The sequence below is a fragment of the Paraburkholderia bannensis genome, assembly GCF_014200455.1.
GTDB classification, from domain to species: Bacteria; Pseudomonadota; Gammaproteobacteria; order Burkholderiales; family Burkholderiaceae; genus Paraburkholderia; species Paraburkholderia bannensis_A.
Genome location: NZ_JACHBW010000020.1, coordinates 15,708 through 39,964, shown reverse-complemented (window position 1 = coordinate 39,964; position 24,257 = coordinate 15,708). Strand labels below are relative to the sequence as shown.

The window sequence follows — 24,257 nt, the reverse complement described above, 5'->3', positions numbered from 1 at the left end:
TTTCTCCAGTTTTCACGTCCTTTTCCTGCACGGTTGTTCCGTATCATCCGTCGCAAATCGAATCGTCCTCACTACATCTTGTGTACAGGGACGATCGATGGCCTGCAATCACCTGGCGAGGGACAGATCGATGGATATTCACGTGCTTGTTGTCGAGCCTGATCAGGTATCGCGGGACAACCTGCGCAGCTACCTGCAGCGCCAGCAGATCGCGATGTCGGTTCTGTATGGCGTGCAAGGACTGGAGCAGCGCCTCTCGCGCGAGATGCCGTCGCTGATCGTTCTTCGCCATGAAGCCTGCGAGATCGACGGCATCGGTGCGTTGCGCAACCTGCGCGAAGCGGGCTATGCGGTGCCTGTCATCATCGTGAGTCGCTCCAACGATGTGGCCGACAAGGTGCTGGCGTTCGAACTGGGCGCCAACGACTTCCTGGTCGATCCGTACGATCCGCGTGAATTGCTCGCGCGTATGCGTCACGCGCTGCGTTGCAAGATCGACTTGCCGAATTCGCCGGCAAAGGAAGCGCGCTACGCGTTCGACAGTTTTGAAATCGATGCGGTCGGCAATCAGCTATTCAAGAATGGCGCGCGTATTTCGGCGCCGCCGCTGGCGCTGGCCGTGCTGACCGTGTTTGCCGCGAACCGTATGCGCCCGCTCTCGCGCGAGCGCATTCTGAGCCTGCTCGACCGCAATTCGAAGCTGCATGCACGCAGCCTGGACGTGGTGGTGTTCCGCCTGCGCAAGCTGCTGGGCCTCTCGCCCTGCGGGCGTCAGTACATCCAGACGCGCTACCGCGATGGTTACGTCTTTTGCCCGGACGATGCTTTCATGAATCTGTCCGGCGCCGCTTCCGAAGACAATCAGGTAATGGATTGTGAGCTGGAAAGCTCTGCATTACTAAGCGCTTGATGCCGTAAAGGCCGTGGGTAGGGTTCGAACCAGCGACATTCGACGGGAAACGCCGCGAGGCGAGGAAAGGCGATGTAACGCGGCGTAAACCAGGGCGGTCGGGATTCTGCAAGCATACGAGTCGCTTCGTCGCGGGCCGCTGGTGCGAGGTTGACCTGCTGAGCCGCGTTCGCGCGAAACACACTATTTGAAGAAGAGTCCGAACATGAAGAAATTGATCGCCCTCGCGGGTGTAGTTGCGCTGGCGACAGCGTTGAGCGGTTGCTGCCTGATGCCGTTTTGCGGGCCTGGTTGGGGGCCTGGCGGTGGCGGTCCTGGTGGCGGTCATGGCGGTGGCCCTGGCCCCGGCGGTCCCGGCGGCCCGCAAGGCGCCGTGATCGTTCCGCATGCGTCGTCGCTGGCCTGATTCTTCCCGCACGCTGCGGCCGGCTTTGGTCGCAGTTAATGCAGCAAATGCAGCAAGCGTCGTGGCGAGCCTGCCCGTATTGCCCGACGTGGAATTCATCGCCCTTGCAGCGAAGCGCTTGAGCCGTCCGGCGCAAGCGCTCCTGCCACTCCTGCACGAAAGCGACCTGCGCGGTTCGTGGATCGGCGAATGAGGCGCGTCCGGCGACCTTCAACGATTTAAGACTTTTCGGATACACATTTATCTTCCACAAGATCATTCTAGCGAGTGTGGGCGGCGACCTCCGCTGCCTGGACGACCTGGAGTGAACGATGCGAGAGGCAGGATTGGCGTGTGAGGCGGCTCTGATCGGGGCCGCGTCATGACGGACGGGCAATGGCAGATGCTGGACATGCGCGGCCCTGCGCTGCCCGAACGGAAAACGCTGGCCTCCTACGGGCGCGAACGCGACGAGGCCGTGCTGACGCCGCGCCGTATCGTCGGTCGGGAAGGCATCGGGCAACTCTTCGAATACCGCGTGGAAGCCAGTGCGCGCGCAAGCATCGCGCCAGGCTTCTTCGACGAAGACGAGCGCACGAAGATCGATCTCGACCGTATCGCGGGCTCGCCCATCTGGCTAACGATCGATCTGGAACGGCCAGACAAGGTGATCGTCAAACACGGCAGCAGAAGCATCATCACAAGCAGCACGGGCGCCGGCACGCGGCATATCAACGGGATTGTCGAGTCGGCGCGCGTGTTGAGTAACGACGGGCTCCAGATCGTTTACGAGTTCGTGGTGCGGCCATCATTCTGGCTTGCCGCTTTAAAGCAGGATTCGCGCTTTTTTAGTGGCTCGATCGCCCAGATCATGAAAGACGTCATTCGACGCTATGGCCAGATTGAATGGCGCGTCGATACTTCGCGTTATCCGCAGCGCGACTATATCCGCCAGGCCTGGGAAACGGACTGGCATTTCTTTTTGCGGCTGTGCGAGGAATGGGGTTTCATCGTCTGGTTCGAGCATCGCGAGCGCGAACACATCCTCGTCATTGCCGATAATGCCGCGGCTTATCGAAAGCATGAGCGTGCCTATGAAACCCTGCGCTATCACTCTGGCGGCGGGCATATCGACGAAGAGCACATCACCGGATTGACGCTTGCCAGCACGCTCACGCCGGGCGTCGTCACCGTGCAGGATCATAGTTATATCCAGCCGCATTTGAACCGTTATTCGGGTCCGTTTCGCGCACAATACCGCGATCCTCGAAATACTGCGAACGCCGAACAGGAAGTCTTTACGCGCGCCGATTTCGCGCTACCGAAAACGCGCCACGACGCACCCTATGACGAAAGCGAGTGGAGCGAAACCGCGCGCGAATTCGCACGCATCAAGCTGGAGGCGATGCGCGCGCAGGGACTATGCGCGCAGGCCAAGGGTGCGCTACGGGGAATAGAAGCGGGCAAAACGCTCACGGTGACACACCATCCGCATCAAGCGGCGAATGGCGAATACCTTGTGACTGGCTGCGAGATGGACATTTGCGCGACCGGCACGACATCGAGTTCCACGCGCGAATATGCTGTCACGACATCTTTTGAAATGCGCCCGCTGCGCGAACCGTATCGTATGCCGCAAATCACGCCGCGTCCGACGATCGGCGGATTTGAATATGCGGTGATCGTCGGCCCTGAGAACGCGGAGATGTTCGTCGATGAGTATAACCGCGCGCTGGTGCAATTCGATTGGGATCGTACAGGCCAATACGACGGCAAATCGGCGATCTGGATCCGGCTGGCGACTCAGTGGCAGGGCAACGGCATGGGCACCGTTACGCACGCTCGATGCGGCGATCAGGTATTGGTCGGCTATGTGCACGCAGACCCGGACAGGCCGGTTATCGTCGGCTTCGCCGTGGACGAGAATAACCGGCCGCCCTGGAAAATGCCTGTCAATCATGCGCTCAGCGGCATGGTGAGCAAGAGCCTGGGACCCGGTACGCAAACCAACTATCTGGCGCTGGACGACACGCAGGGACAGATGCAGGCGCAGTTGGCCAGCGATCATGGCAAGTCGAGTCTGAGCCTCGGCTATATCACGCGGATCGACGGCAATGTAGGGCGACAGGATGCGCGTGGGGAAGGTTTCGAGTTGCGCACCGACCAGCACGGCGGCATTCGTGCGGCGCTGGGTTTGTTGCTGACAACATGGGGACGCAAGTTAGCGGCAGGCAAAGTCAAGGAGATGGGCGAGACCATCGGCCAATTGACCGCTGCGCGCGAGCTGCACGCGAGTTGCGTGGCGCAGGCGCAGCGCCATGACGCGATACAGGCGCATGCCAATCAGTCGGAACTGCTCAGTGCGATCAAGGATAACAATACGAAATTGAAGGGTGCATTGGCGGATGGCCAGAACGGCTTTCCTGAATTCGAGCAACCGGATATCGCGCTATCCAGCGCGGCCAATTTGCATACGGCTTCGGCGGGCGACACGCATTTGGCGAGCGAACGCCATTCGGCGCTGACAGCACGCGGTCATGTTTCGATTGCAGCCGGAAAATCGTTCTTCGCATCGGTGCGTGAAATACTGGCCTTCTATGCGCAAAAGGCGGTGACGATCATCACGCCGGGGCCGGTGCATCTCCAGTCGCGCAACGCTTCAATGACGCAATTGGCCGAGGGCGATCTGTCGATCACCAGCACGAACGGCATCGTGCGCATAGCGGGGAAAAATGGCGTCGATATTCTGTGCGATGGAACCTTGCTGCGGCTTCGCCCGGAGGGCTTGACGGGCTATACCGGCGGGGATTTTCTGGTGCATGCGGCGAATCACGCAACAAGCGATCCACAGCCGATGCCGGTGGATGATCCGGTGTCGCCGGATAAGCCCGGTAAGTTTGCTGCCCATCATGTGCTCGTGGAGGAGGGCGGCGGGTTTGCGGTGGCCAATCAGCCGTTTCGACAGACTTTGGACGGTCACGTGTCCACTGGCGTGACGAACGAAATGGGTGAGTTTCCACTCGTCACCAGTAATGCGACTGCGTTTGGGGTAATCGAGTTGTTGTCCCAAAGCGCACCTGGAGATGTGATTGGACGGATTCAAACGGCTGTGTTTGAAGACACCGCCGCCACCGCTGCTTCCTCGGTCAATCCGCCTTCCATGCCTAAGCGTCGGACAAAGATTGGCGGGGAGGAAGTGAGAACGCCAGACACGGAGTCGACTTCGCACGGCAGGAAGCCCACTTACATCACGTGCGATCCTTTGAATTTTGGGCTGCGCTCGTATCGGTTTCTGAACGGCACGAAGCAAGAGGATGTCTCGCCCGCAACCGATCGGCGGATGAATATTGAGTATCCGGTGGCGAAGGCTTATACGGAGTCTATACGAGCAAATCTGAAAGCGATTGATTGGGTTGATCTGGCCACGCGATCCACTGATGAGATGAGGAAAATTATCGTCCCTGCGATCAAAATTCCAATTTGTACCGCGCTTGGAGCGGGAGTATTTGGAATGCCGAAATCCGGCAACGAATGGCAGGCAATGCCATTGATTAAATTCGTAGATTCGAATAATTTCATTGAATATGGTTTGAAGTCAAGCTATGCCGCATGTTTTAATTCTTTGAATTGGACTATTGCGATCAATAAATTTGAAGTGGATCGAGTTGCAAAAAGCGATCCGCCAGACGGCAGAAAAGGGGCATTGTGTGGTCTGGCGAATACAATTTATCACGAGGCACGGCATTGCCAGCAAAAATTCTGGATGATTGCTTTATGGTCTACATACAATGCTGACTACGAGGGATTGAGAAATCTGGAAAATTACTATCGAGCCACCGTTCACAACGAAATTTATTTACTTGCCAGCGGTACACAATTTCCGGGTGATGAGCTTGTACGCGTTGGCGTTCATCGAATGCTCATATTTGACTACTATTGGGCAATTCGGAATGTGCCGCAGTCTGAAACGGAGTTTAGAAAAGATCTGGCGTCGGCAGAAGAGCAGGTCTGCGCATTGCTTAATATTACTCCGGAAATGGCAAGAAAGCGTGCCGACATGACAATCGGGTACAAGAGTCAGCTCCATGAAGAAGATGCGTACACTTGTGGTGATATTGTCGATAGGTATTGGAATCACGAAGACTATTTCCCCAATCCCGGTGCTTGCCGGACAGAGTATCAAGAAACAATCAAGGTCATCGGTGGAAATGGGAGCGACTAAAAGTTTGACGAATGCGCAAAAGAAGGATTTATTTGTCATGCTTGATTGTGCAATGAAAATATTTCGCGGTGATAGTCAATTTGTCTATGACGAGATCGGTTTTGGAGACTTGAAAGATATTTATTCGATGCCGGGCGCGTACTGGAAGCAGTATCATTACTATTCTAGCGCTCTTCCTATGATGAATATTCAGGTTGTGACGGAGCCTGATCCTACGAATTTTAGTGATGATTGGGCTTTAGTTCCTCTTGTTCCAGTTTCTTTTTACCTGCAATTTTATTCTTCAGTCTACGGCGTCGATCGGCGAGAGTTGGAGGGGCATCTCGCTTTGGAGGCGTACTGGATAGATGGCGAAGGCGGGAGGCACGAAGGGAACAGCCTGCCTTCGTTTCCCCCTCTTCTGCGACAACACGTATACCGCTATCGCGCAAAGGAGCAAGCCACAAGCAGCCGCTTTCCCGTAGACGTTGACTTTTTCTATTTTGAACCCAAAGATGGTGACGAGAATCGTGAGCCGAGTCTGTATGCGATCAAGATCACACGGAGTTATCCCTACATCACGCCTGAAATGCGCAAAAAGAAGCGTGAAGAAGAACAACAGAAAAAGCCTGACTAAATTTTGGAGGGATTTGGTATTGATGGGAGGTAAGTTTGTGCGCTACTCAATACAACTCCGGGGTAGCAAGACAGCGCGCTATGACAATTGGGTACAAGAGTCAACTTCATGAAGAAGGCGCGTACACTTGCGGCGATATTGTTGATAGGTATTGGAATCACGAAGACTATTTCCCCAATCCAGGTGCTTGCCGAACAGAATATCAGGAAGCCCTCCGGGCAATCGGCGGGGAATCAGTTGAATAGAAGCCTTACGGGCGAGCAACGGCAAGTTATGTTGCAAATGCTTGATAAAATAATGGCTGTGCTTCGTGATGACCAGCCATTCATCTTCGACAAGGTCGGTTTTGGTAAGGTGGGACGGATTGATTCGTGGGAAGATGATTCTGGTAAAACATATTCTTATAATGCTGACTCGTTGCCGGATGCGAATATTCTGTTTTCAACAAAATCAGACCCCGAGAATTACGACGATGATCGGCGTACGGTGACCGCTGTTCCCGAATCTTTCTACTTTGAATTTTTTTCTTCGCACAGCGGTTTGGATCGGCAGACTTTGGAAAAACATCTGGCGCTCGAAACTTATTGGATAGATGCCGTCGGCGAAAAGCACAACGGAAATCGCCTGATGCCGCTCCCTCCTGCGCTTTGGCAGCGTGTATATCGCTATCGCGCAAAGGAGCAAGCCACAAGCCACTTTCCGGTAGATGTAGAGCTTTTCTATTTTGAACCCAAAGACGGTGACGGGAATCGTGAGCCCCGTCTGGATGCTATCAGGATCACACGGAGCTATCCCTACCTCACACCCGAAATGCGCAAAAAGAGGCGCGAAGAAGAACAGCAAAAAAAGCACGACTAAATCTTGAATGAATTTGGAATTGGTCGATATCAGGTTTGCGTTCTACTCGATACAACTCCGGAGCTAGCTGGAAGCCTATCGATATGTCGATTGGATACAAAAGTCAGCTACATGAGGAAGATGCGTATACATGCGGTGATGTTGTGGATCGCTATTGGAACCATGAAGACTATTTCCCCAATCCCGGTGCATGCCGAACCGAGTATGGCGATACCATCAGGGCGATCGGAGAAGGTGGCAATGGATAGTCATATTTCAAACGAGCAGCGAAAAACGTTCTACGCGATGTTGGATCAAGTCATGGAGATTTTTCGCGACAATAAATCATTTTCTAAAAATGAATCTGCGTTTGGAGTGATGGCAAAGATGGAATCATCGTTTGATGATTCTGGAAGGCAATATTTATATAAGTGCGAATCAATCCCATCCGCATCAATTGAATTTATCACAGTCTCAGATCCCCTCAATTTTTCTGATGATAGGTCACAGGTTCCTGTTGTGCCGCAGTCGTTCAGAATCATGTTCCGTCATTTGGTCTACGGTCTTGATCGTGCCGAGTTGGAGCGACGGCTGTCTCTAGAGTCGTACTGGGTCGATTCGAACGGTGTGAAACATGACGGAAACAGTTTGCAGTCGTTTCCGCCATCCCTTCAATTGCATGTGTATCGATATCGCGCAAAGCAGCTGGTAGGAAGTCGCTTTCCGGTAGACGTAGAACTAAGTTTTTTTGATCCGAGAAGCGAAGACATTAACAAAGAGCCCATCCTGAACGCAATCACGGTGGTGCGCTCATATCCCTACCTCACACCCGAAATGCGCAAAAAGAAGCGCGAAGAAGAACAACAAAAAATGCGCGATTAAATTTTTGAAGGGATTTGCTATTGATGAGAGGCAAGTTTGTGCGCTAATCAATACAACTTCGGAGATAGCGGGAAAGTGTACCGATATGAAATTTAGATATAAGAATAAAAATCATGAAGAAGACGCGTACGCTCGTTGTGATATTGTCGATTGCTATTGGAATCGCGAAGTCGATTTCCCCAATCCCGGCGCATGCCGGACAGAATACCAAGACACAATCTAGATTATTGGTGGAAGGGAAAATGGTTGGAAGCCTGACTGGCGTGCAAAAAGAAAAACTCTTTGTAATATTGGGAGTCGCAATGGGGATTTTTCGTGGTGATAGGCCATTGAACCCTGATGCATCCCATTTTGGGGATTTGCAGGATGTAGAGTCGAGACCGGACGCATACTGGAAGCTGTATACGTACCAACCAAGATTAATCCCAAACGCAACAATTCAGATTGAAACGACTCCTGATCCCTTGAATATCACGGACGACAGAGCTTCGGCTCCCGTTGTTCCACATTCTTTTGACCTGTATTTTTTCTCAATGATTGACGGTATCGATCGGCATGAGTTAGAAAACCTGCTGTCCCTGGAGAATTACTGGATAGATGGCGAAGGCGGAAGGCACGAAGGGAATAGCTTGCCTTCGTTTCCCCCTCTTCTGCGTCAACACGTATACCGCTATCGCGCAAAGGAGCAAGTCACAAGCCGCTTTCCCGTAGACGTTGAGTTTTTCTATTTTGAACCCAAAGACGGTGACGTGAATCGCGAGCCCCGTCTGGACGCGATCAGGATCACACGGAGTTATCCCTACCTCACACCCGAAATGCGCAAAAAGAAGCGCGAAGAACAACAACAAAAAGAGCGCGACCCGACCCAATGAACGCGAAACCGCCGGGCGCGCCAGCCAGCGCCTGCGCGCCCGAAAATCTCACGTTCACGCCCCGCGAAGTTCTTACTGCCCCGCAGCGTTCTTGACAGCGCATTGCGCCACGACCTTTTCCCCGTCACTGAAATCAAACGTCACTGGAATCGTCGATCCCACGGTGAGCGGCTTTTTCGCTTCCTCGAACATGACGTGATAGCCACCCGGCGCGAAGGCCAGCGTGCCGTTGGCGGGCACGGTCGCCTTGTCGACCATGACCATTTTCGATGCGCTGCCGTTGCTGATCGATTGATGCAGCATGGCCATGCCGAAGGCGTCGGTGCTGACTTCCGTGAGATCGACGGGTTTGGCGCTCGTGTTCGCGAGCTTGAAATAGCCGCCCGAGGGCACGCTGCCCGGCATCGAGCGGACCCAGCAGTCGGACACTTTTATCGCGCTGGGCGGCGCGGCGAGGGCAGGGAGCGCCGCGATGGCGAGCGGCATGGCAAGGGCGACGTTACGGAAGGCGTGGAAGGGGCGATGCATTGTCGTTCTCCTGATCAAAATGGGAATCATAGATAGGACCGACACAGCGAAGCGCGCGGGCGCGGGCCGAAGCCGCAAAACGGCGCAACAACGCAACGCGATAAATCGCGCTATGTCAGGCGTAGAGAGCGGAACTGACCGGCGGGGCGCGTGGCCGCCCCGAAGGGAAAGCGGCAACGGGTACATGCTGCGCGGCAGGCAGCGCGTCGGCCTGCGCTACCGTGATCGCGACGAGCGCGAGCGCGGCGGCGGGCGGGGCCGGCATGGCGGGCTGATGGGCAAGCCAGGAGCAATACCCGCAGGCGGCGAGGCGATCGGTGTGGAGATGAGATGAGGAAGCCGGTTCTTGCGCCGCCGTTGCCGAGCACAGAATGCTGGCGGTGTCGGGCGTCGCCGCGTGGGCGGCCGCCATCAACTGGCTGGCGACCGGCACGACCACGACGAGCCACATGGCGAGCAGGGCAAGCCATACGGAAAAGCGTCGACGGGCGGCGGCGGAAAAAGGCATCCGCGCATCGTAACGCACGAGCGGCAAATCGTCAGGCAAAGACGCCAGCGAACCTAGCGCACTGGCGAGACGTTTCGTCGCAGCCACACGACGGATCAGTGCTGCGGCGCTTCGTCTTCCACTACCCGGTTGCGCGTGGAATGTTGCAGCACGATACGGGCCGTCAGGCCGCTGGGACGCCGGTTGATCAGCGTCAGTTCTCCGCCGTGGGCGCGTACGATATCGCGCACGATCGCGAGTCCCAGCCCGACGCTGCCAGGCTGTCCGCCGCGCGAAGGATCGAGGCGCACGAACGGTTCGAGCACGTCGCGCAGCCGTGTTTCGGGAATGCCGGGGCCGTCGTCGCTCACGTCGATCAGGATCGTTTCCGCGCGTACCGATGCCACCACCACCACGGTCTCGCCAAAACGCAGCGCATTGTCGATCAGGTTCGCCAGCACGCGCTGCATGCCGTCGGGCCGGCAGAAGCAGCGGATCTGGCGCGGGCCTTCATAGCGGATCACCGCGCCCGCTTCCTCGTATTCGTCGCAGATCGTCGCGATCAGGGCGCTCAGATCGAGCCATTCCTTGTTTTCGTCGCCGCTGCCCGAACTCAGAAACGCCAGCGCCGACGACACCATCGTCTGCATCAGGTCGATGTCCTTGCGCAGCTTGTCGCGCACGCTCTCACTTTCGTTGGTGTCGAGTTGCAGGCGCATGCGCGTGAGCGGCGTGCGCAGGTCGTGGCTCACCGCCGCGAGCATGCGCGTGCGGTTGTGCAGCGAATGCGTGATGCGTTCCTGCATCAGATTGAACGCATGCGCGGCGCGGCGAATTTCCAGCGGGCCTTCTTCCTCGATGGGCGCGAGCGCGATGTCGCGGCCAAAGGCCTCGGCCTTGTCGGCCAGGCGCCGCAGCGGACGGATCACGCGCGACACCGCCCACGCCGACATCGCCGCCACGCCCACGCACATGAAGATCAGCGCACCGACAAAGGGAAAGGTGAGGCGCGGCGGCTCGGGGCCGATGCGTTGCGTGCGCGCTTCGAGCACCGTCGTGTCGTCCGGATGCAGGCGCACCAGCACCTGAATCGTGGCGTTCGGTTCGCGCGCGTCGCACGAATGCACGCTGACCGTCGCGCCGATGTCGCGCAATTCGGCGCGCAGCGAGCGTTGCAGTTCGCCGTTGTCGAGCGTGTAGACCGTGCAGCGCGCGGGCATGGCCGTTACATTCAGCCTGACGTTGGGCGATTGCAGCGCCAGCGCCGTTTTTGCGCGCGCGTCGGCGGGCGTTTGCGCGAGCAGGCGCGCGATATTGGCGATGCGGTAGGTGGGCGGCCACGGCCACGGCGGCGTGGGCGGTCCGCCCGGATAGAACAGCAGCACGATGAACAGGCCGAACGTGATGACCGATGAGCACGCAATGATGGCGAGAATCTGCCCGAGCGTGGTGGAGAAGAAGTCGGAAAAGAATCGGCGCATCACGCGTGCATCACTCGAAGACGACATCGGGCTGGAAGGCGTAGCCGTCCGCGCGCACCGTGCGGATGGTTTCCTCGAGCGGATCGTCGCCGCTCAGCTTGCGGCGCAGGCGGCTCACCAGCAGGTCGATGGAGCGCGTGGCGATCGGAAAATTCTTGCCGCGCGTGAGTGCGATCAGCGCTTCGCGCGACAGCACCTGGCGCGCCTGGCGGCAGAACACCAGCAGCAGATCTGTTTCCGCTCCCGTGAGCGGAATGCGCAGACCCGCGGGAGAGCGCACGAAACGGCGGTACGGATAGAACGTGTGGCCCGAAAACGCGATCACGAGTTCGGCGCCAGGGTCGCGTGCGGCATCGGCGGTCGCGTGGGCAGCGCTGGCGGGCGCACCGCTGGGCGGACGCCGCAGCGCCGAGCGGATGCGCGCCAGCAACTCGCGCAGATCGAAGGGTTTGGAGACGTAGTCGTCCGCGCCCAGTTCGAGGCCGATGACTTTGTCGGTGGTTTCGACCAGTGCGGTCAGCATGATGATGCGCGGCCCGCCCGAGGCGCGCAGGCGTCGGCACAACTCCAGCCCGTCCATGCCCGGCAGCATCACGTCGAGCAGCACCAGTTCCACGCTGTCCTGCGCGAGCAGCGCAAGCGCCTGTTCGGCGCTGCCGGCCACGCGCGTGCGATAGCCCTTGCCGCCCAGAAACTGGGCAAGCGGCGCGCTGATGTCCGGATCGTCTTCAACGATGAGAATGGAGGCGTTGTTCAAGGCTGGCGGGTTGACGGAAAGCAGCTTTCATTGTCCGACAATTCCTTGGGAATCGGGCTGCATATCGTGTGTCAATCTGGATATATTGTGTTGATTCCATTAAGAATCAACAAGATAAGCGCGTCTTACCGTATCGTTCGCGGCTTCATTCACGTATCGCGAACGGCATGGACAAGCGCGTAGAGCTACCCAAAATTCCTGATGAAACCCCTGCGAACGAGCCGCATGCGCCCGATGAAAAAGGCCGCGTGCGGCCTCGTCGCGTCCTGCCGTGGGTGCTGCTGGCCGTGGCGGCGGGCGCGATTGCGCTGTTCGCGTTGCGTCCGCATGGCGCGCCCTCAGGCGGCCCGGCGGGCTTCCCGGGCGGCCCCGGCGGTCCTCCGGGCGCGCCGGGTGCAATGGGTGGTGGCCAGGCGCAGGCGGTTGGCGTGGCCGCCGCCGCGACGGGCGATGTGCCCGTGCGCTTGAGCTCGCTTGGCACCGTCACGTCGCTGGCGACCGTCACCGTGAAGTCGCAGATCAGCGGCTATCTACAGTCGATCAACTTCCGCGAAGGCCAGCACGTCAAGAAGGGCGATGTGCTCGCGCAGGTCGATCCACGCCAGTACCAGGTGGCGCTCAAGCAATATCAGGGACAGGTGGTCAAGGACAAGGCGCTGCTCGATAACGCGCGCCTCGACCTCGCGCGCTACCAGCGGCTGGCGAAGACCGATTCGGTTGCGCAGCAGACGCTCGATACCGCCGAGGCCACCGTGCGCGAATACGAAGGCACCGTGCTCACGGACGAGGCGCAGGTGGACGCGCAGCAACTCAACCTCACGTACTGCCGCATCGTCTCGCCGGTGGATGGGCGCGTGGGTCTGCGTCAGGTCGATGTCGGCAATTACGTGACGGCGTCCGATACGGACGGCGTGGTGGTCGTGACCGAAACCGATCCGATCTCCGTCGTCTTCACGCTGCCCGAAGACGATCTGCGCCGCCTGAACCAGCGTCTTGCGAGCGGCGCGCGCCTTCAAGTGGTCGCCTACGACCGCGCGGGCGAGGAAAAGCTCGCGGACGGCGTGCTCGATACCGTCGACAACCAGATCGACACCACCACCGGCACCGTGAAGCTGCGCGCGCTTTTCAAGAACGCCGACGGCGCGTTGTTCCCCAACCAGTTCGTCAATATCTCGCTGCTGCTCGACACCTTGCACGGCGCGGTGACGATTCCCTCCGAAGCGGTGCAGACGGGCACGCCCGGCACCTTCGTCTATCGCGTCAACGACAACCAGACGGTGTCGTTGCGCAAGATCCGCACGGGCGCGGCCGCCGACGGCCATACCGCCGTGCTGGCCGGACTGGCGGTGGGCGATCGCGTAGTGATCGATGGCGCGGATCACCTGAGCGATGGTTCGAAGATTCGCTTGCCCAACCCGAGCGTGGATGAAACAGCCGCTCAACGCCCCGCACGCGCGAAGGCCAGCCCGCAGTCATGAACCCGTCGCGCCTCTTCATTCTGCGGCCCGTCGCCACCACCTTGCTGATGGCGGCGCTGCTCGTCGTCGGCCTGGTGGCGTGGCGTTTCCTGCCGCTTTCCGCGCTGCCTTCGGTCGAATACACGACGATCCAGGTGCAGACCTTCTACCCCGGCGCGAGCCCGGACGTGATGACGTCCGCCGTCACCGCGCCGCTCGAACAGCAGCTGGGCGAAATGGCGGGCCTCAAGCAGATGGCCTCGCATTCGTCGGCGGGTGCATCGGTCATCACGCTGCAATTCGACCTGACCGTGTCGATGGACGTGGCCGAGCAGGAAGTGCAGGCCGCCATCAACGCGGCCGACAGCCTGCTGCCCAGCGACCTGCCCGCGCCGCCCGTCTACGCCAAGGTCAATCCCGCTGACGCGCCCATCCTCACGCTCGCCGTCACCTCGCCGACGATGCCGCTGACGGACGTGCAGGCGCTCACCAATACGCGCATCGCGCAGAAGATTTCGCAGATGTCGGGCGTGGGCCTTGTCACGCTCTCGGGCGGCCACAAGCCGGCGGTGCGCGTGCGTCCGAACATTCGCGCGCTCGCAGCCTACGGCCTGAACGTGGACGACCTGCGCACCACGCTCACCAACGTCAACACCAACGCGCCCAAAGGTTCGCTCGACGGTCCGCATCGCGCATGGACCATCGATTCGAACGATCAGATCGAAGATCCTCAGCAGTACCTGGATACCGTGATTGCGTATCGCAGCGGCCGCCCCGTGCGTCTGCGCGATGTCGCCGACGTGGTGGCAGGCGCGGAGAATTCGCAGCTTGCGGCGTGGAGCAACGACACGCCCGCGATCCTGCTCAACGTGCAGCGCCAGCCCGGCGCGAACGTCATCAAGGTCGCCGATTCGATCAAGGCGATGCTGCCCGCGCTCACGCGCGATCTGCCTTCGTCCGTGCATGTGGCGCTGCTCACGGACCGCACGACCACCATCCGCGCCTCTGTGAAGGACGTGCAGTTCGAACTGGCGCTCGCGGTCGCGCTGGTCGTGATGGTGATCTTCGTGTTCCTGCGCAACGTGCCCGCGACGCTGATCCCGAGTCTTTCCGTGCCACTCTCGCTGGTGGGCACCTTTGCGGTGATGTACCTGTATGGCTTCAGCCTCGACAATCTCTCGCTGATGGCGCTGACCATCGCCACGGGCTTCGTGGTGGACGACGCCATCGTCGTGATCGAGAACATCAGCCGCCACGTGGAAGCGGGCATGAAGCCGCTGGACGCCGCGCTCAAGGGCTCGCGCGAGATCGGCTTCACGATTATTTCGCTCACGGTTTCGCTGCTGGCGGTGCTGATTCCGCTGCTGTTCATGGGCGATGTGATCGGGCGGCTTTTCTACGAGTTCGCGGTGACGCTCGCGGTGGCGATCGTGATTTCCGCGCTGGTCTCGCTCACGCTGGTGCCGATGCTGTGCGCTCGATTGCTGCGCCCCACGCTTCACGAAAACAAGCCCAAGCCCAAAGGCCGCGACTGGTTCGGCCCGGTCATGAAGCAGTACGACCGCGCGCTGAGCTTCGCGCTCGATCATGAAAAAGCCACGCTGGTGGTGGCGGTAGGCACGTTCGCGCTCACGGCGGCGCTCTACGTGCTGATCCCCAAAGGCTTTTTCCCGACCCAGGATACGGGCGTGATCCAGGGCATCACCGAAGCCTCGCAATCGATCTCGTTCGAGCGCATGAGCGCGCTGCAAACCCGGCTTGCCGATGCCGTGCTCAAGGATCCCGATGTGGTGAGCCTGTCTTCGGCGGTGGGCGTGGACGGCAGCAACATGACGCTCAATATGGGCCGCATGCAGATCAACCTGAAGCCGAAGGACGAACGCAGCGCCTCGGCCAGCGAGATCATTCGCCGCCTGCAAAGCGAAACCGCCAACGTGGCCGGCATCGCGCTGCATATGCAGCCGGTGCAGGACCTGAGCGTGGATACGCAGGTGAGCGCGACGCAGTATCAGTTCATGCTCGACAACCCGTCGATGGACACGCTCAGCGAATGGACGCCGAAACTCATCGCCGAATTGCGCAGGCAGCCAGAACTCGCCGATGTGACGAGCGATCTGCAGGACGCGGGCCTCGCCGCCACGGTGCAGGTCGATCGCGCCACGGCGGCGCGCTTCGGCATCACGCTCGCCACCATCGACAATGCGCTCTACGATAACTTCGGACAACGCATCGTGAGCACCATCTTCACGCAGTCGGACCAGAAGCGCGTGATCATGGAAATCGATCCGAAGCTCGCGCGTGGTCTGACTGCGTTCGACTCGATCTATCTGCCGTCGTCCACCGCAACCGATGGACAGGTGCCGCTGTCGGCCGTCGCGCGCATCGTCGAAAGCAGGAAGCCGATCCAGATTTCGCACCTCGGCCAGTTCCCGGCCACGACAATTTCGTTCAACCTTGCGAAGAACGCGTCGCTCGGCGCGGCGGTGAAGGCCGTCAAGCGCGCTCAGGCCGCCGTGGCGCTGCCGGATAGCTTCGAAACGCGCTTCCAGGGCGCGACGGAAGCGTTCCAGTCGTCGCTCTCCAGTGAACTGTATCTGGTGCTGGCCGCCGTGCTGGTGATGTACGTGGTGCTGGGCGTGCTCTACGAGAGCTTCGTGCATCCGCTCACGATACTCTCGACGCTGCCTTCGGCGGGCGTGGGCGCACTGCTCGCGATGGTGATCACGGGCGCGGATCTCGACATCATCGGCGTGATCGGCATTGTGCTGCTGATCGGCATCGTCAAGAAGAACGCGATCATGATGATCGACTTCGCGCTGTCCGCTGAGCGCGACGAAGGCCTCACGCCGCGCGAAGCGATTCATCGTGCGTGCCTGTTGCGCCTGCGCCCGATTCTGATGACGACGATGGCCGCGCTGATTGCCGCCGTGCCGCTCGCGCTGGGTACAGGCAGCGGTTCCGAATTGCGTCACCCGCTGGGGATCGCGATGATCGGCGGCCTGGTGTTCAGTCAGGCGCTCACGCTCTTCACCACGCCCGCTGTCTATCTGGCGATGGAGCGCATGGCGGCGTGGCTGCGCGCGCGCGGCTGGACGCTGAACGACGCGCAGCGGGGCGCATCATGAACCTGAGCGCGATTTTCATTCGCCGCCCGGTCGCGACGATCTTGATGACGATTGCGATTGCCGTGGCCGGCGCGCTGGCGTTCGGCCATCTGCCGGTCGCGCCGCTGCCCGCGGTGGATTTTCCGACCATCCGCGTGCAGGCGCAGATGTCGGGCGCAAGCCCCGAGACGATGGCGGCCACGGTGGCCGCGCCGCTCGAACGCCACCTGGGCCAGATCGCCGACGTCACGGAAATGACCTCGCAGAGCAGCGTGGGCTCGACCGACGTGATCCTGCAGTTTGGCCTTGACCGCGATATCAACGGCGCGGCGCGCGATGTGCAGGCGGCGATCAACGCGGCGCGCGCGGACTTGCCGAGTGCGCTCAAATCGAACCCGACCTACCGCAAGTTCAATCCCGCCGACGCGCCGATTCTGATCGTTTCGCTCACCTCGAAGACGCTCACGCCGGGCCAGCTCTACGACAGCGCGGCGACCGTGCTGCAACAGCGGCTCATGCAGATCGACGGCATCGGCAATGTCGATCTCAACGGCAGTTCGCTGCCGGCCGTGCGCGTCGAACTGAACGCGGGCGCGCTCTTCAAATACGGCATCGGCCTGGAGGACGTGCGTGCGGCGCTCTCCGCCGCCAATGCGGATAGCGCAAAGGGCATGGTCAGCGACGGCAAGTTGCGCTGGCAACTTTACGCCAACGATCAGGCCGAACGCGCCGACGAATATCGCAATCTGGTGGTGGCGTGGCGCAACAGCCGCCCGGTGTTTCTGCGCGACGTGGCGCAGGTGAACGACTCGGTCGAGAGCCTGCGCAACGTGGGCTACGTGAACGGCAAGCCCGCTGTGATGCTGTGGATCTTCAAGCAGCCGGGCGGCAATATCGTCGACGTGGTGGACCGCGTGAAAGCCGTGCTGCCGCAATTGCAGGCCGCGCTGCCGCCGGGCACCGAAGTCACGCTCTCCGACGACCGCAGCAGCACGATTCGCGCTTCGCTCTCGCATACCGAGCGCACGCTCGTCATCGCCGTGGTGCTGGTCGTGCTGGTGGTGCTCGCGTTCCTGCGCAACGTGCGCGCGACGCTGATTCCCGCCGTGACCGTGCCCGTGTCGATCCTCGGCACCTTTGGCGCGATGAAGCTGTTCGGCTACAGCCTCGACAATCTCTCGCTGATGGCGCTCACGATTGCGACCGGCTTCGTGGTGGACGACGCCATCGTCGTGCTGGAGAACATCGAGCGGCATCGCGAACGCGGTGCGTCGCGTTTCGAGGCCGCATTCGCAGGGGCAAAAGAGGTGAGCTTCACGGTCATCTCGATGAGCGTGTCGCTGATTGCCGTGTTCCTGCCGATCCTGCTGATGGGCGGCCTGGTGGGACGCATCTTCCGCGAATTCGCCATCGTGCTGTCGATTTCGATCGCGGTATCCATGGTGCTGGCGCTCACCACCACGCCCACGCTTTGCGCGCTGCTGTTGCGTGGCGCGCATGATGGTTCAGCGAAGCCGCGTAAGGACAATCGCTTTACGCGTCTATGCGCGTGCGTGAACGACACGCTGGGCCGCTACTTCGATGCGGCGGAGCGCATGTACGCCCGCACGTTGGGCGCGGCGTTGCGTCATCCGGCGTTGGTGCTGACCACCTTGATCGCCACGGTTGCGCTCAATGTCGTGCTCTACACCGTAGTGCCCAAGAGTCTCTTTCCGCAGCAGGACAGCGGCCTGATGGGCGGCGGCATGATGGCCGACCAGAGCATTTCCTTCCAGGCGATGAGCGAGAAGGTCAAGCAGGTGCTTGCCATCGTCAAGGCCGATCCCGCCGTGCAAACGGTGGTGGGCTTCACGGGCGGGCACGGTACCAATCAGGCATTTACGAGCGTGACGCTCAAACCGCTCGAAGAACGCACGGATTCCGCCTTCACGGTGATGGCGCGTTTGCGCCAGAAGCTCGCCGCGATTCCTGGCGCGCAGCTGATGATGTTTCCGCGCCAGGACCTGATGGTAGGCGGACGTCAGAGCTTCGCGCAGTTTCAGTACACGCTGCAAGGCGACGACACCGCGCAGGTCCAGCAATGGGCCACGCGTCTGACCGAGGCGCTCAAGCGCGTGCCCGCGCTCGCCGATGTCAGTTCCGATCAGCAGAATGGCGGCCTTTCCGCCAAGGTCGTGGTCGATCGCGCCACGGCGATGCGCTTTGGCCTCACGCCCGACACCATCGACGCCACGCTCTATGACGCTTTTGGCGAGCGCGAAGTGTCGACCATCTACAAGGCGCAGAACCAGTATCACGTGGTGATGGAGATCGCGCCTAAGTGGTTGCAGGACCCGTCCTCGCTCAACGATATTTATGTGAGTACGTCGGGCGCGTCGGCAAGCGGGACGTCGTCGACCAATGCAGTTTCAGGCACGGTAACGTCTACTTCGTCATCCTCATCGTCGTCTTCCAGCAGCACGTCCAGTGCGAGCACCAACGCCGCCACCAATTCGATCGCCACCAGCACGGGCGGCAGCGTGTCCACCGGGCAGGCCGTCAGCACGTCGAGCAGCACGATGGTGCCGCTCTCAGCGTTCTCGAAGCTTGTCCAGGCGAATACGCCAGTCTCGGTCAATCACCAGGGCCAGGCCGTGGCCGCGACGATCTCGTTCAATCTCGCGCAGGGCTACCCGCTCGCCGAGGCCACCGCCGCCGTCGATCAGGCCGTGAAAGACCTCAATATGCCGAATTCGGTGCACGGCGCATTCGCGGGCACGGCCGGCAGCGCGCTCGCGGCGGCATCGGCGATGCCCTTGCTGATTGGCGCGGCGCTGCTGGCGGTTTATGCGGTGCTGGGCATCCTGTACGAGAGCTACGTGCATCCGCTCACGATTCTCTCGACGCTGCCATCGGCGGGCGTGGGCGCGGTGATCGCATTGCTCGCGACCAATACCGAGTTTTCTGTGATCGCGCTGATTGGCGTGTTTCTGCTGATCGGCATCGTCAAGAAGAACGCGATCATGATGGTCGATTTCGCACTCGACGCGCAGCGCACCCTGAATCTCGCACCCGCCGAGGCGATTCGCGCGGCCTGCGTAATGCGCTTTCGCCCGATCATGATGACGACCTGCGCGGCCTTGTTCGGCGCGGTGCCGCTCGTGCTCGATCAAGGCATGGGCGCGGAACTGCGCCGCCCGCTGGGCATCGCCATCATCGGCGGGTTGGTGGTGAGCCAGTTGCTCACGCTTTATACGACGCCCGTCGTCTACCTCTATCTCGATCGCCTGCGCCATCGCGCGCGCGCCCTCTGGCAACGTGTGATGCCCGGTACATCGGGTTCCTCAGACGGCGCAATGACGGATTCCTAATGATGAAGCTTTTTCCTGTTCGAATCAGCACGACGCTGTGCACCACGATTGCCCTGGGCACGACCCTGCTGGCCCTGCAAGGCTGCACGGTTGGCCCTGAATACCGGCGTCCCGACGTCGTCACGCCCGTGGCCTTCAAGGAAGCGCCGCAAGGCTGGAAGAACGCCGCGCCCGCCGACGGCAATGCGCGCGGGGAATGGTGGAGCGTGTATCACGATCCCGTGCTCGATTCGCTGGTGCCGCAAGTGGCGATCAACAACCAGAACCTGAAGGCCTACGAGGCCGCATATCGTCAGGCGCTGGCGGTCGTGCGCGAAGCGCGTGCGAATCTCTCGCCCACCGTTTCGGTCGCGCCGGGCGTCACGCGTGCGCGTAGCAGCGGCGCGACGGCGACCACCGGTTCGCTCGAAGCGAGCGCGTCCTGGGATCTCGATCTGTGGGGCAAGGTGCGCCGCCAGATCGAAAGCGACAAGGCCAGCGCACAGGCCAGCGCCGCGCAGCTTGCTGACCTCACGCTATCGGCCCAGGAATCGCTGGTCTCGGACTATTTTTCGATGCGCTATCAGGACTCGCTCACGCGCCTGTTGAACGACACCGTGAAGGCCTATCAGCGCAGCCTCGATATCACGCGCAACCAGTACGAAGCGGGCGTGGCCTCGCGCTCGGACGTGGTGAGCGCGCAGACCACGCTGGCGACGACGAAGGCGTCCGCTATCGCCGCCGAGGAATTGCGCGACCAGTACGAACACGCGATTGCGCTGCTGATCGGCAGGCCGCCATCGGCGCTGGCGATCGCGCCCGCGGAACTCGCGCAGGACGTCCCCGATGTGCCGCTCGTGGTGCCTTCGGCGCTGCTCGAACGCCGCCCCGATATCGCCGAAGCGGAGCGCACGATGGCGCAGGAAAGCGCGTTGATTGGCGTGGCGGTGGCGGCGTACTATCCGACGATTTCGCTGTCCGGCGCCGCGGGATTCTCGGGCGCTGCGCCATTGTTGACGGCGGCCAACGCCTTGTGGTCGCTGGCGGCCAGCGGCAGCGAAACGCTGATCGACGGCGGCTCGCGCTCGGCTGCGGTGGATTCGGCGCGCGCAACTTACGACCAGAGCGTCGCCAACTATCGTCAGACCGTGCTCACGGCGTTCCACGATGTCGAAGACGAACTCTCGAATCTGCGCGTGCTGGGCGACCAGGCCGTAGCCGAGGACGACGCGGTGAAACTCGCGCGCCAATCGGTGCGGATTGCGCTGGACGAATACGAAGCGGGAACGGTTGCGTACACAACGGTCGTCACCGCGCAGGCCACTGCGCTCTCGAACGAGCAGACGGCCTTGCAGGTGCGCTCCAATCGCCTGATCGCGAGCGCGAGCCTCATCAAGGCGCTGGGCGGCGGCTGGGATGCCTCGCGGCTGCAGGACACCAGGCAGGCACAGCGTTGAGACTCGATATGCAAGCCGTGCCGGTGCGCACGAACGTAGCCGCCATGATGAAAACCCATACGCAGCGCATCCTGCTGGTCGACGCCGACGAGGCGCTGTGCGAATTGCTGACGCGCTTTCTGGGCGATGCCGGTTATCGCGTTTCGGTGCTGCACCGCGCCGCGCAACTGGCCGTGGATATCCGCTCGGCGATGCCCGATCTCGTGGTGATGGAGCGCCGCTTCGCGGACTTCGATGGCTTTACCGCGCTCAAGCAATTGCGCGGGCACGGCGACGCAACGCCGGTGATCGTGATGTCGTCGCTGGCGGATGCGATCGATCGGGTGATCGGCCTGGAACTGGGCGCGGACGACTATCTGGCCAAGCCGTTCGTGCCATCCGAATTGCTGGCGCGAATCCGTGCGGTGCTGCGGCGCACGCTGGCCGGAACGCAGGCCGATGCGCCCATCACGCCGGGTTACGCGCAGTACAAACAGCCCGACGTGTGCTTTGGTCCCTATCGCATGGTGTATGCGTCGCGCACGGTGCTGCGCGATGGCGTGCCGCAATGCCTTACGGAAAGTCAGTTCGCGCTGCTGGCGGTGTTCGCGCAGCGGCCGATGGCGACGCTCTCGCGCAACCGTATCGCGGCGCTGCTGCAAGGCGGCATTCGTGAGAGCAGTGTCAACGTGGCGATTGCGCGGCTGCGCGAGATGCTGCCTTGCGATCCCGCGCAGCCGCACTGGATTCGCACCGTGCGCGGGGAGGGCTATCGCTTCGTTCCCGACCCGGCGCATACGATGAGCGTAGTGGGATCGTCGTTTGATCCGGAAAGCTGACTGTGTCAGGCCCTCACTGCAGGGCGCTCACTCGCCAGATACGAGGCAATCGCGCCAGCGTCCATTGGACGGGAGCAATAGTAGCCCTGCACCAGCGTGGCACCGAGACTGGCGACCGTCTGCAACTCCGTCGCCGTTTCAACGCCTTCTATGACGCATTCCAGCATCATCTGCCGGCTGAGACTAAGCAAGGTGCGCACGACGGTGAATGCCGTGGTGCCTTCCTTGAGGCCGCTAACGAAGGTGCGATCGATTTTCAGGCGGCTCAGCGGCAGCTTGCAAAGATACGAGAGACTCGAATAGCCGGTGCCGAAATCGTCGACGGACAGACCGCAACCCAGGCTGCGGAATTCCTCGGCGGCATTGCGCACCTGCTCGAAATCCTGCGCCATTGCGGTTTCGGTAATTTCGAAATCCAGCCGCGCCGGGTCGATGCCGCTTTCCAGAATGCGCTGCGCAAGACCTTCCACGACGCGCTCATCGGCGAAATCGTGCGCGGAGAGATTGAAGGACAGGCCGATGCGCGCAGGCCATTGCGTGGCGCACGCCAATGCCTTGCTGAACAGCACGAGCGTCATATCGTTGATGATGCCGCTGCGTTCGGCGGCGGGAATGAACTCGCCTGGCGCGACGGTGCCCAGCGTTGCGCTATGCCAGCGCGCCAGGGCTTCGAAGCCGACCGTGCGCGATTCGTCCAGCGAAACGATGGGCTGGAACGCAACCGATAGTTCGTTATCCAGATCAGGCGAGCGCAACGCCTGGGCGATCTGCGATTCGCGGATGATCGCGTTGCGATGCGCTTGCGAAAAAACGGTGACCGAACCGCGAGCGCGCCGTTTGCCCTCGTACAGCGCGTAATCGGCGGCTTCGAATAGATCGGCCTTGTTGCGCGAACTGTGCGGATAAGTCGAAAAGCCGATGGTCGCGCCCAGCCGCACCGAACTGTCGCCGATGATCACGGGATCGCGGAATACATCGGCAATATCGCGTCCAAACAGCGCAAGGCGGCTATCCGAGCAGTCTCCCGTCACCACCAGGCCGAACTCGTCGCCGCCCAGTCGCGCCAGCACCGTTGCGCTCATGCATGCCGCCGCAAGACGCGCCGACGCTTCCGCCAACACCTGATCGCCGGCAGAATGGCCGTGAATATCGTTGACCGATTTGAAACCATCGAGATCGACCAGACCCACCGCAAGCCGGTGGCCGCGCGCCGCGGCGTTTTCGAAATGCAGGTCGAGCGCGTCGAAAAACGCGCGGCGGTTGGGCAGGTTGGTGAGGCTGTCGATATTGGCCAGCCGGCGGTTTTCGCTTTGCGTCGCGACCAGATCGGCGAAATTGCGGAAATGCGTGAACGAAACGATCAGCATCGCCACCGACACGAGCGAGGTGTCGATCGCCACCGCCTGAAACACATCGTTGCCCGAGACCAGAAACGTCGTGACGAGCGCGCCATTGACGATGGCCGTCACGGTGAAGGCGGCCGAAAGCACATGCATCAGGCAGAAGATCACGCCGATGACCGTGATGGCCATGTAGAACGCGACATGAAGCTTGAATGCCTCGTCGCCGTGCGGCATCAGCGATAACGACCAGGTCGTGAAGACGATCGAGAACAGCCACGCTAGCCTGCGCGTGCTGCGCAGCACCGAGGCAGCCTGATGTGCGCTCACCTGCGTGCGTGCCAGCCGCAGCCAGGAAAAAATGCGAATCAGGCAAAAAGCGGTGAGCAGCAGGGGGCAGGTGACGCCTTGCCAATAGGGGAAATTGACCTCATGCGGCAGCACGATGCCCCATGTGTTGACGATCAGGAGTCCATACATCATGGGCAGCTGATAGATCATGATGCGCAGTTGCGCGAGCTTCAAGGCGGCGCTGTCGCTCGCTGCCGAACGACTTTGTATGGCGCCCCAATATTGAATCAAAAGGTCGAGCATTATCTTGCGCGCAACCGCGCATTGCTGCGCGTATGAGAGGGCATGGCTCGGGTCATTCCTCGAGTCATTTCTCGTTAACGACGCGTTGCGCTTTTTCTGGAGTCGAAGTGATCCAGATGGTTAGTATTGGTCAGATTCGCGGGCCCGTTGGGTGGATGTAAGGATGACCGCTTGCGCGGCG

17 protein-coding genes and 1 pseudogene are annotated in these 24,257 nt (G+C 60.7%); 13 read left to right on the top strand and 5 right to left on the bottom strand.

Annotated features, from left to right (window positions below; all coding sequences use genetic code 11):
* Positions 1-130: 130 nt before the first annotated feature.
* The 8 genes and pseudogenes from F4827_RS27895 (at position 131) to F4827_RS27860 (ending at position 8,724) form a co-directional block, all read left to right on the top strand.
* The gene (locus F4827_RS27895) at positions 131-910 is read left to right on the top strand and encodes a response regulator (RefSeq protein WP_183729473.1); all 780 of its coding nucleotides are present in this window, start codon (positions 131-133) and stop codon (positions 908-910) included.
* Positions 911-1,115: 205 nt separating this feature from the next.
* Complete coding sequence (locus F4827_RS27890; protein ID WP_183729470.1) at positions 1,116-1,316, top strand: hypothetical protein; 201 nt, start codon at positions 1,116-1,118, stop codon at positions 1,314-1,316.
* Positions 1,317-1,380: 64 nt separating this feature from the next.
* Positions 1,381-1,509: pseudogene (locus F4827_RS27885) on the top strand (LysR family transcriptional regulator); the annotation flags it as partial.
* A gap of 168 nt (positions 1,510-1,677) precedes the next feature.
* Complete coding sequence (locus F4827_RS27880) at positions 1,678-5,517, top strand: type VI secretion system Vgr family protein (protein ID WP_183729467.1); 3,840 nt, start codon at positions 1,678-1,680, stop codon at positions 5,515-5,517.
* Positions 5,504-6,133 carry a hypothetical protein gene (locus tag F4827_RS27875; protein ID WP_183729464.1) on the top strand — a complete coding sequence of 210 codons (630 nt, stop codon included), beginning with the start codon at positions 5,504-5,506 and terminating at the stop codon, positions 6,131-6,133. Before F4827_RS27880 ends, F4827_RS27875 begins: the two co-directional genes overlap by 14 nt.
* Positions 6,134-6,241: 108 nt before the next feature.
* On the top strand, positions 6,242-6,991 hold the full coding sequence (locus tag F4827_RS27870) for a hypothetical protein (protein WP_183729461.1): 750 nt from the start codon (positions 6,242-6,244) through the stop codon (positions 6,989-6,991).
* A gap of 90 nt (positions 6,992-7,081) precedes the next feature.
* Entirely contained in the window at positions 7,082-7,852 is a 771-nt protein-coding gene (locus F4827_RS27865) for a hypothetical protein (RefSeq protein WP_184123843.1), read from the top strand.
* 113 nt (positions 7,853-7,965) lie between these two features.
* Positions 7,966-8,724 (top strand): hypothetical protein, encoded by a 759-nt coding sequence (locus F4827_RS27860; protein ID WP_183729455.1) that lies wholly within the window; start codon positions 7,966-7,968, stop codon positions 8,722-8,724.
* Positions 8,725-8,796: 72 nt separating this feature from the next.
* On the opposite strand, the gene F4827_RS27855 is transcribed toward F4827_RS27860, so the two are convergent.
* From F4827_RS27855 to F4827_RS27840, 4 genes are all read right to left on the bottom strand, one after another.
* On the bottom strand, positions 8,797-9,252 hold the full coding sequence (locus tag F4827_RS27855; RefSeq protein ID WP_183729453.1) for a copper chaperone PCu(A)C: 456 nt from the start codon (positions 9,250-9,252) through the stop codon (positions 8,797-8,799).
* A gap of 115 nt (positions 9,253-9,367) precedes the next feature.
* The gene (locus F4827_RS27850) at positions 9,368-9,847 is read right to left on the bottom strand and encodes a DUF2946 domain-containing protein (protein WP_311674547.1); all 480 of its coding nucleotides are present in this window, start codon (positions 9,845-9,847) and stop codon (positions 9,368-9,370) included.
* Positions 9,848-9,855: 8 nt separating this feature from the next.
* Entirely contained in the window at positions 9,856-11,220 is a 1,365-nt protein-coding gene (locus F4827_RS27845) for an ATP-binding protein (RefSeq protein WP_183729762.1), read from the bottom strand.
* Positions 11,221-11,230: 10 nt separating this feature from the next.
* Positions 11,231-11,977: a response regulator transcription factor gene (locus tag F4827_RS27840; protein ID WP_183729448.1), complete on the bottom strand. Its 747-nt coding sequence runs from the start codon at positions 11,975-11,977 to the stop codon at positions 11,231-11,233.
* Between the two features lie 167 nt (positions 11,978-12,144).
* On the opposite strand from F4827_RS27840, the gene F4827_RS27835 reads away from it, so the two are divergent.
* The 5 genes from F4827_RS27835 to F4827_RS27815 are packed head-to-tail and all read left to right on the top strand — an operon-like array spanning position 12,145 to position 22,142.
* A complete protein-coding gene (locus F4827_RS27835; RefSeq protein WP_221303845.1) occupies positions 12,145-13,455 on the top strand; it encodes an MdtA/MuxA family multidrug efflux RND transporter periplasmic adaptor subunit in 1,311 nt (436 codons plus the stop codon).
* Positions 13,452-16,559 (top strand): multidrug efflux RND transporter permease subunit, encoded by a 3,108-nt coding sequence (locus F4827_RS27830; RefSeq protein WP_183729445.1) that lies wholly within the window; start codon positions 13,452-13,454, stop codon positions 16,557-16,559. Before F4827_RS27835 ends, F4827_RS27830 begins: the two co-directional genes overlap by 4 nt.
* Positions 16,556-19,888: an efflux RND transporter permease subunit gene (locus tag F4827_RS27825; RefSeq protein ID WP_183729442.1), complete on the top strand. Its 3,333-nt coding sequence runs from the start codon at positions 16,556-16,558 to the stop codon at positions 19,886-19,888. The genes F4827_RS27830 and F4827_RS27825 overlap by 4 nt, the downstream gene beginning before the upstream one ends.
* Positions 19,888-21,324: an efflux transporter outer membrane subunit gene (locus F4827_RS27820; RefSeq protein ID WP_183729438.1), complete on the top strand. Its 1,437-nt coding sequence runs from the start codon at positions 19,888-19,890 to the stop codon at positions 21,322-21,324. The genes F4827_RS27825 and F4827_RS27820 overlap by 1 nt, the downstream gene beginning before the upstream one ends.
* Complete coding sequence (locus F4827_RS27815) at positions 21,321-22,142, top strand: response regulator (RefSeq protein WP_221303844.1); 822 nt, start codon at positions 21,321-21,323, stop codon at positions 22,140-22,142. Before F4827_RS27820 ends, F4827_RS27815 begins: the two co-directional genes overlap by 4 nt.
* 5 nt (positions 22,143-22,147) lie before the next feature.
* Here F4827_RS27815 and F4827_RS27810 read toward each other — a convergent pair whose 3' ends face one another.
* Positions 22,148-24,007 carry a bifunctional diguanylate cyclase/phosphodiesterase gene (locus F4827_RS27810; protein ID WP_221303843.1) on the bottom strand — a complete coding sequence of 620 codons (1,860 nt, stop codon included), beginning with the start codon at positions 24,005-24,007 and terminating at the stop codon, positions 22,148-22,150.
* Positions 24,008-24,257: the final 250 nt, after the last annotated feature.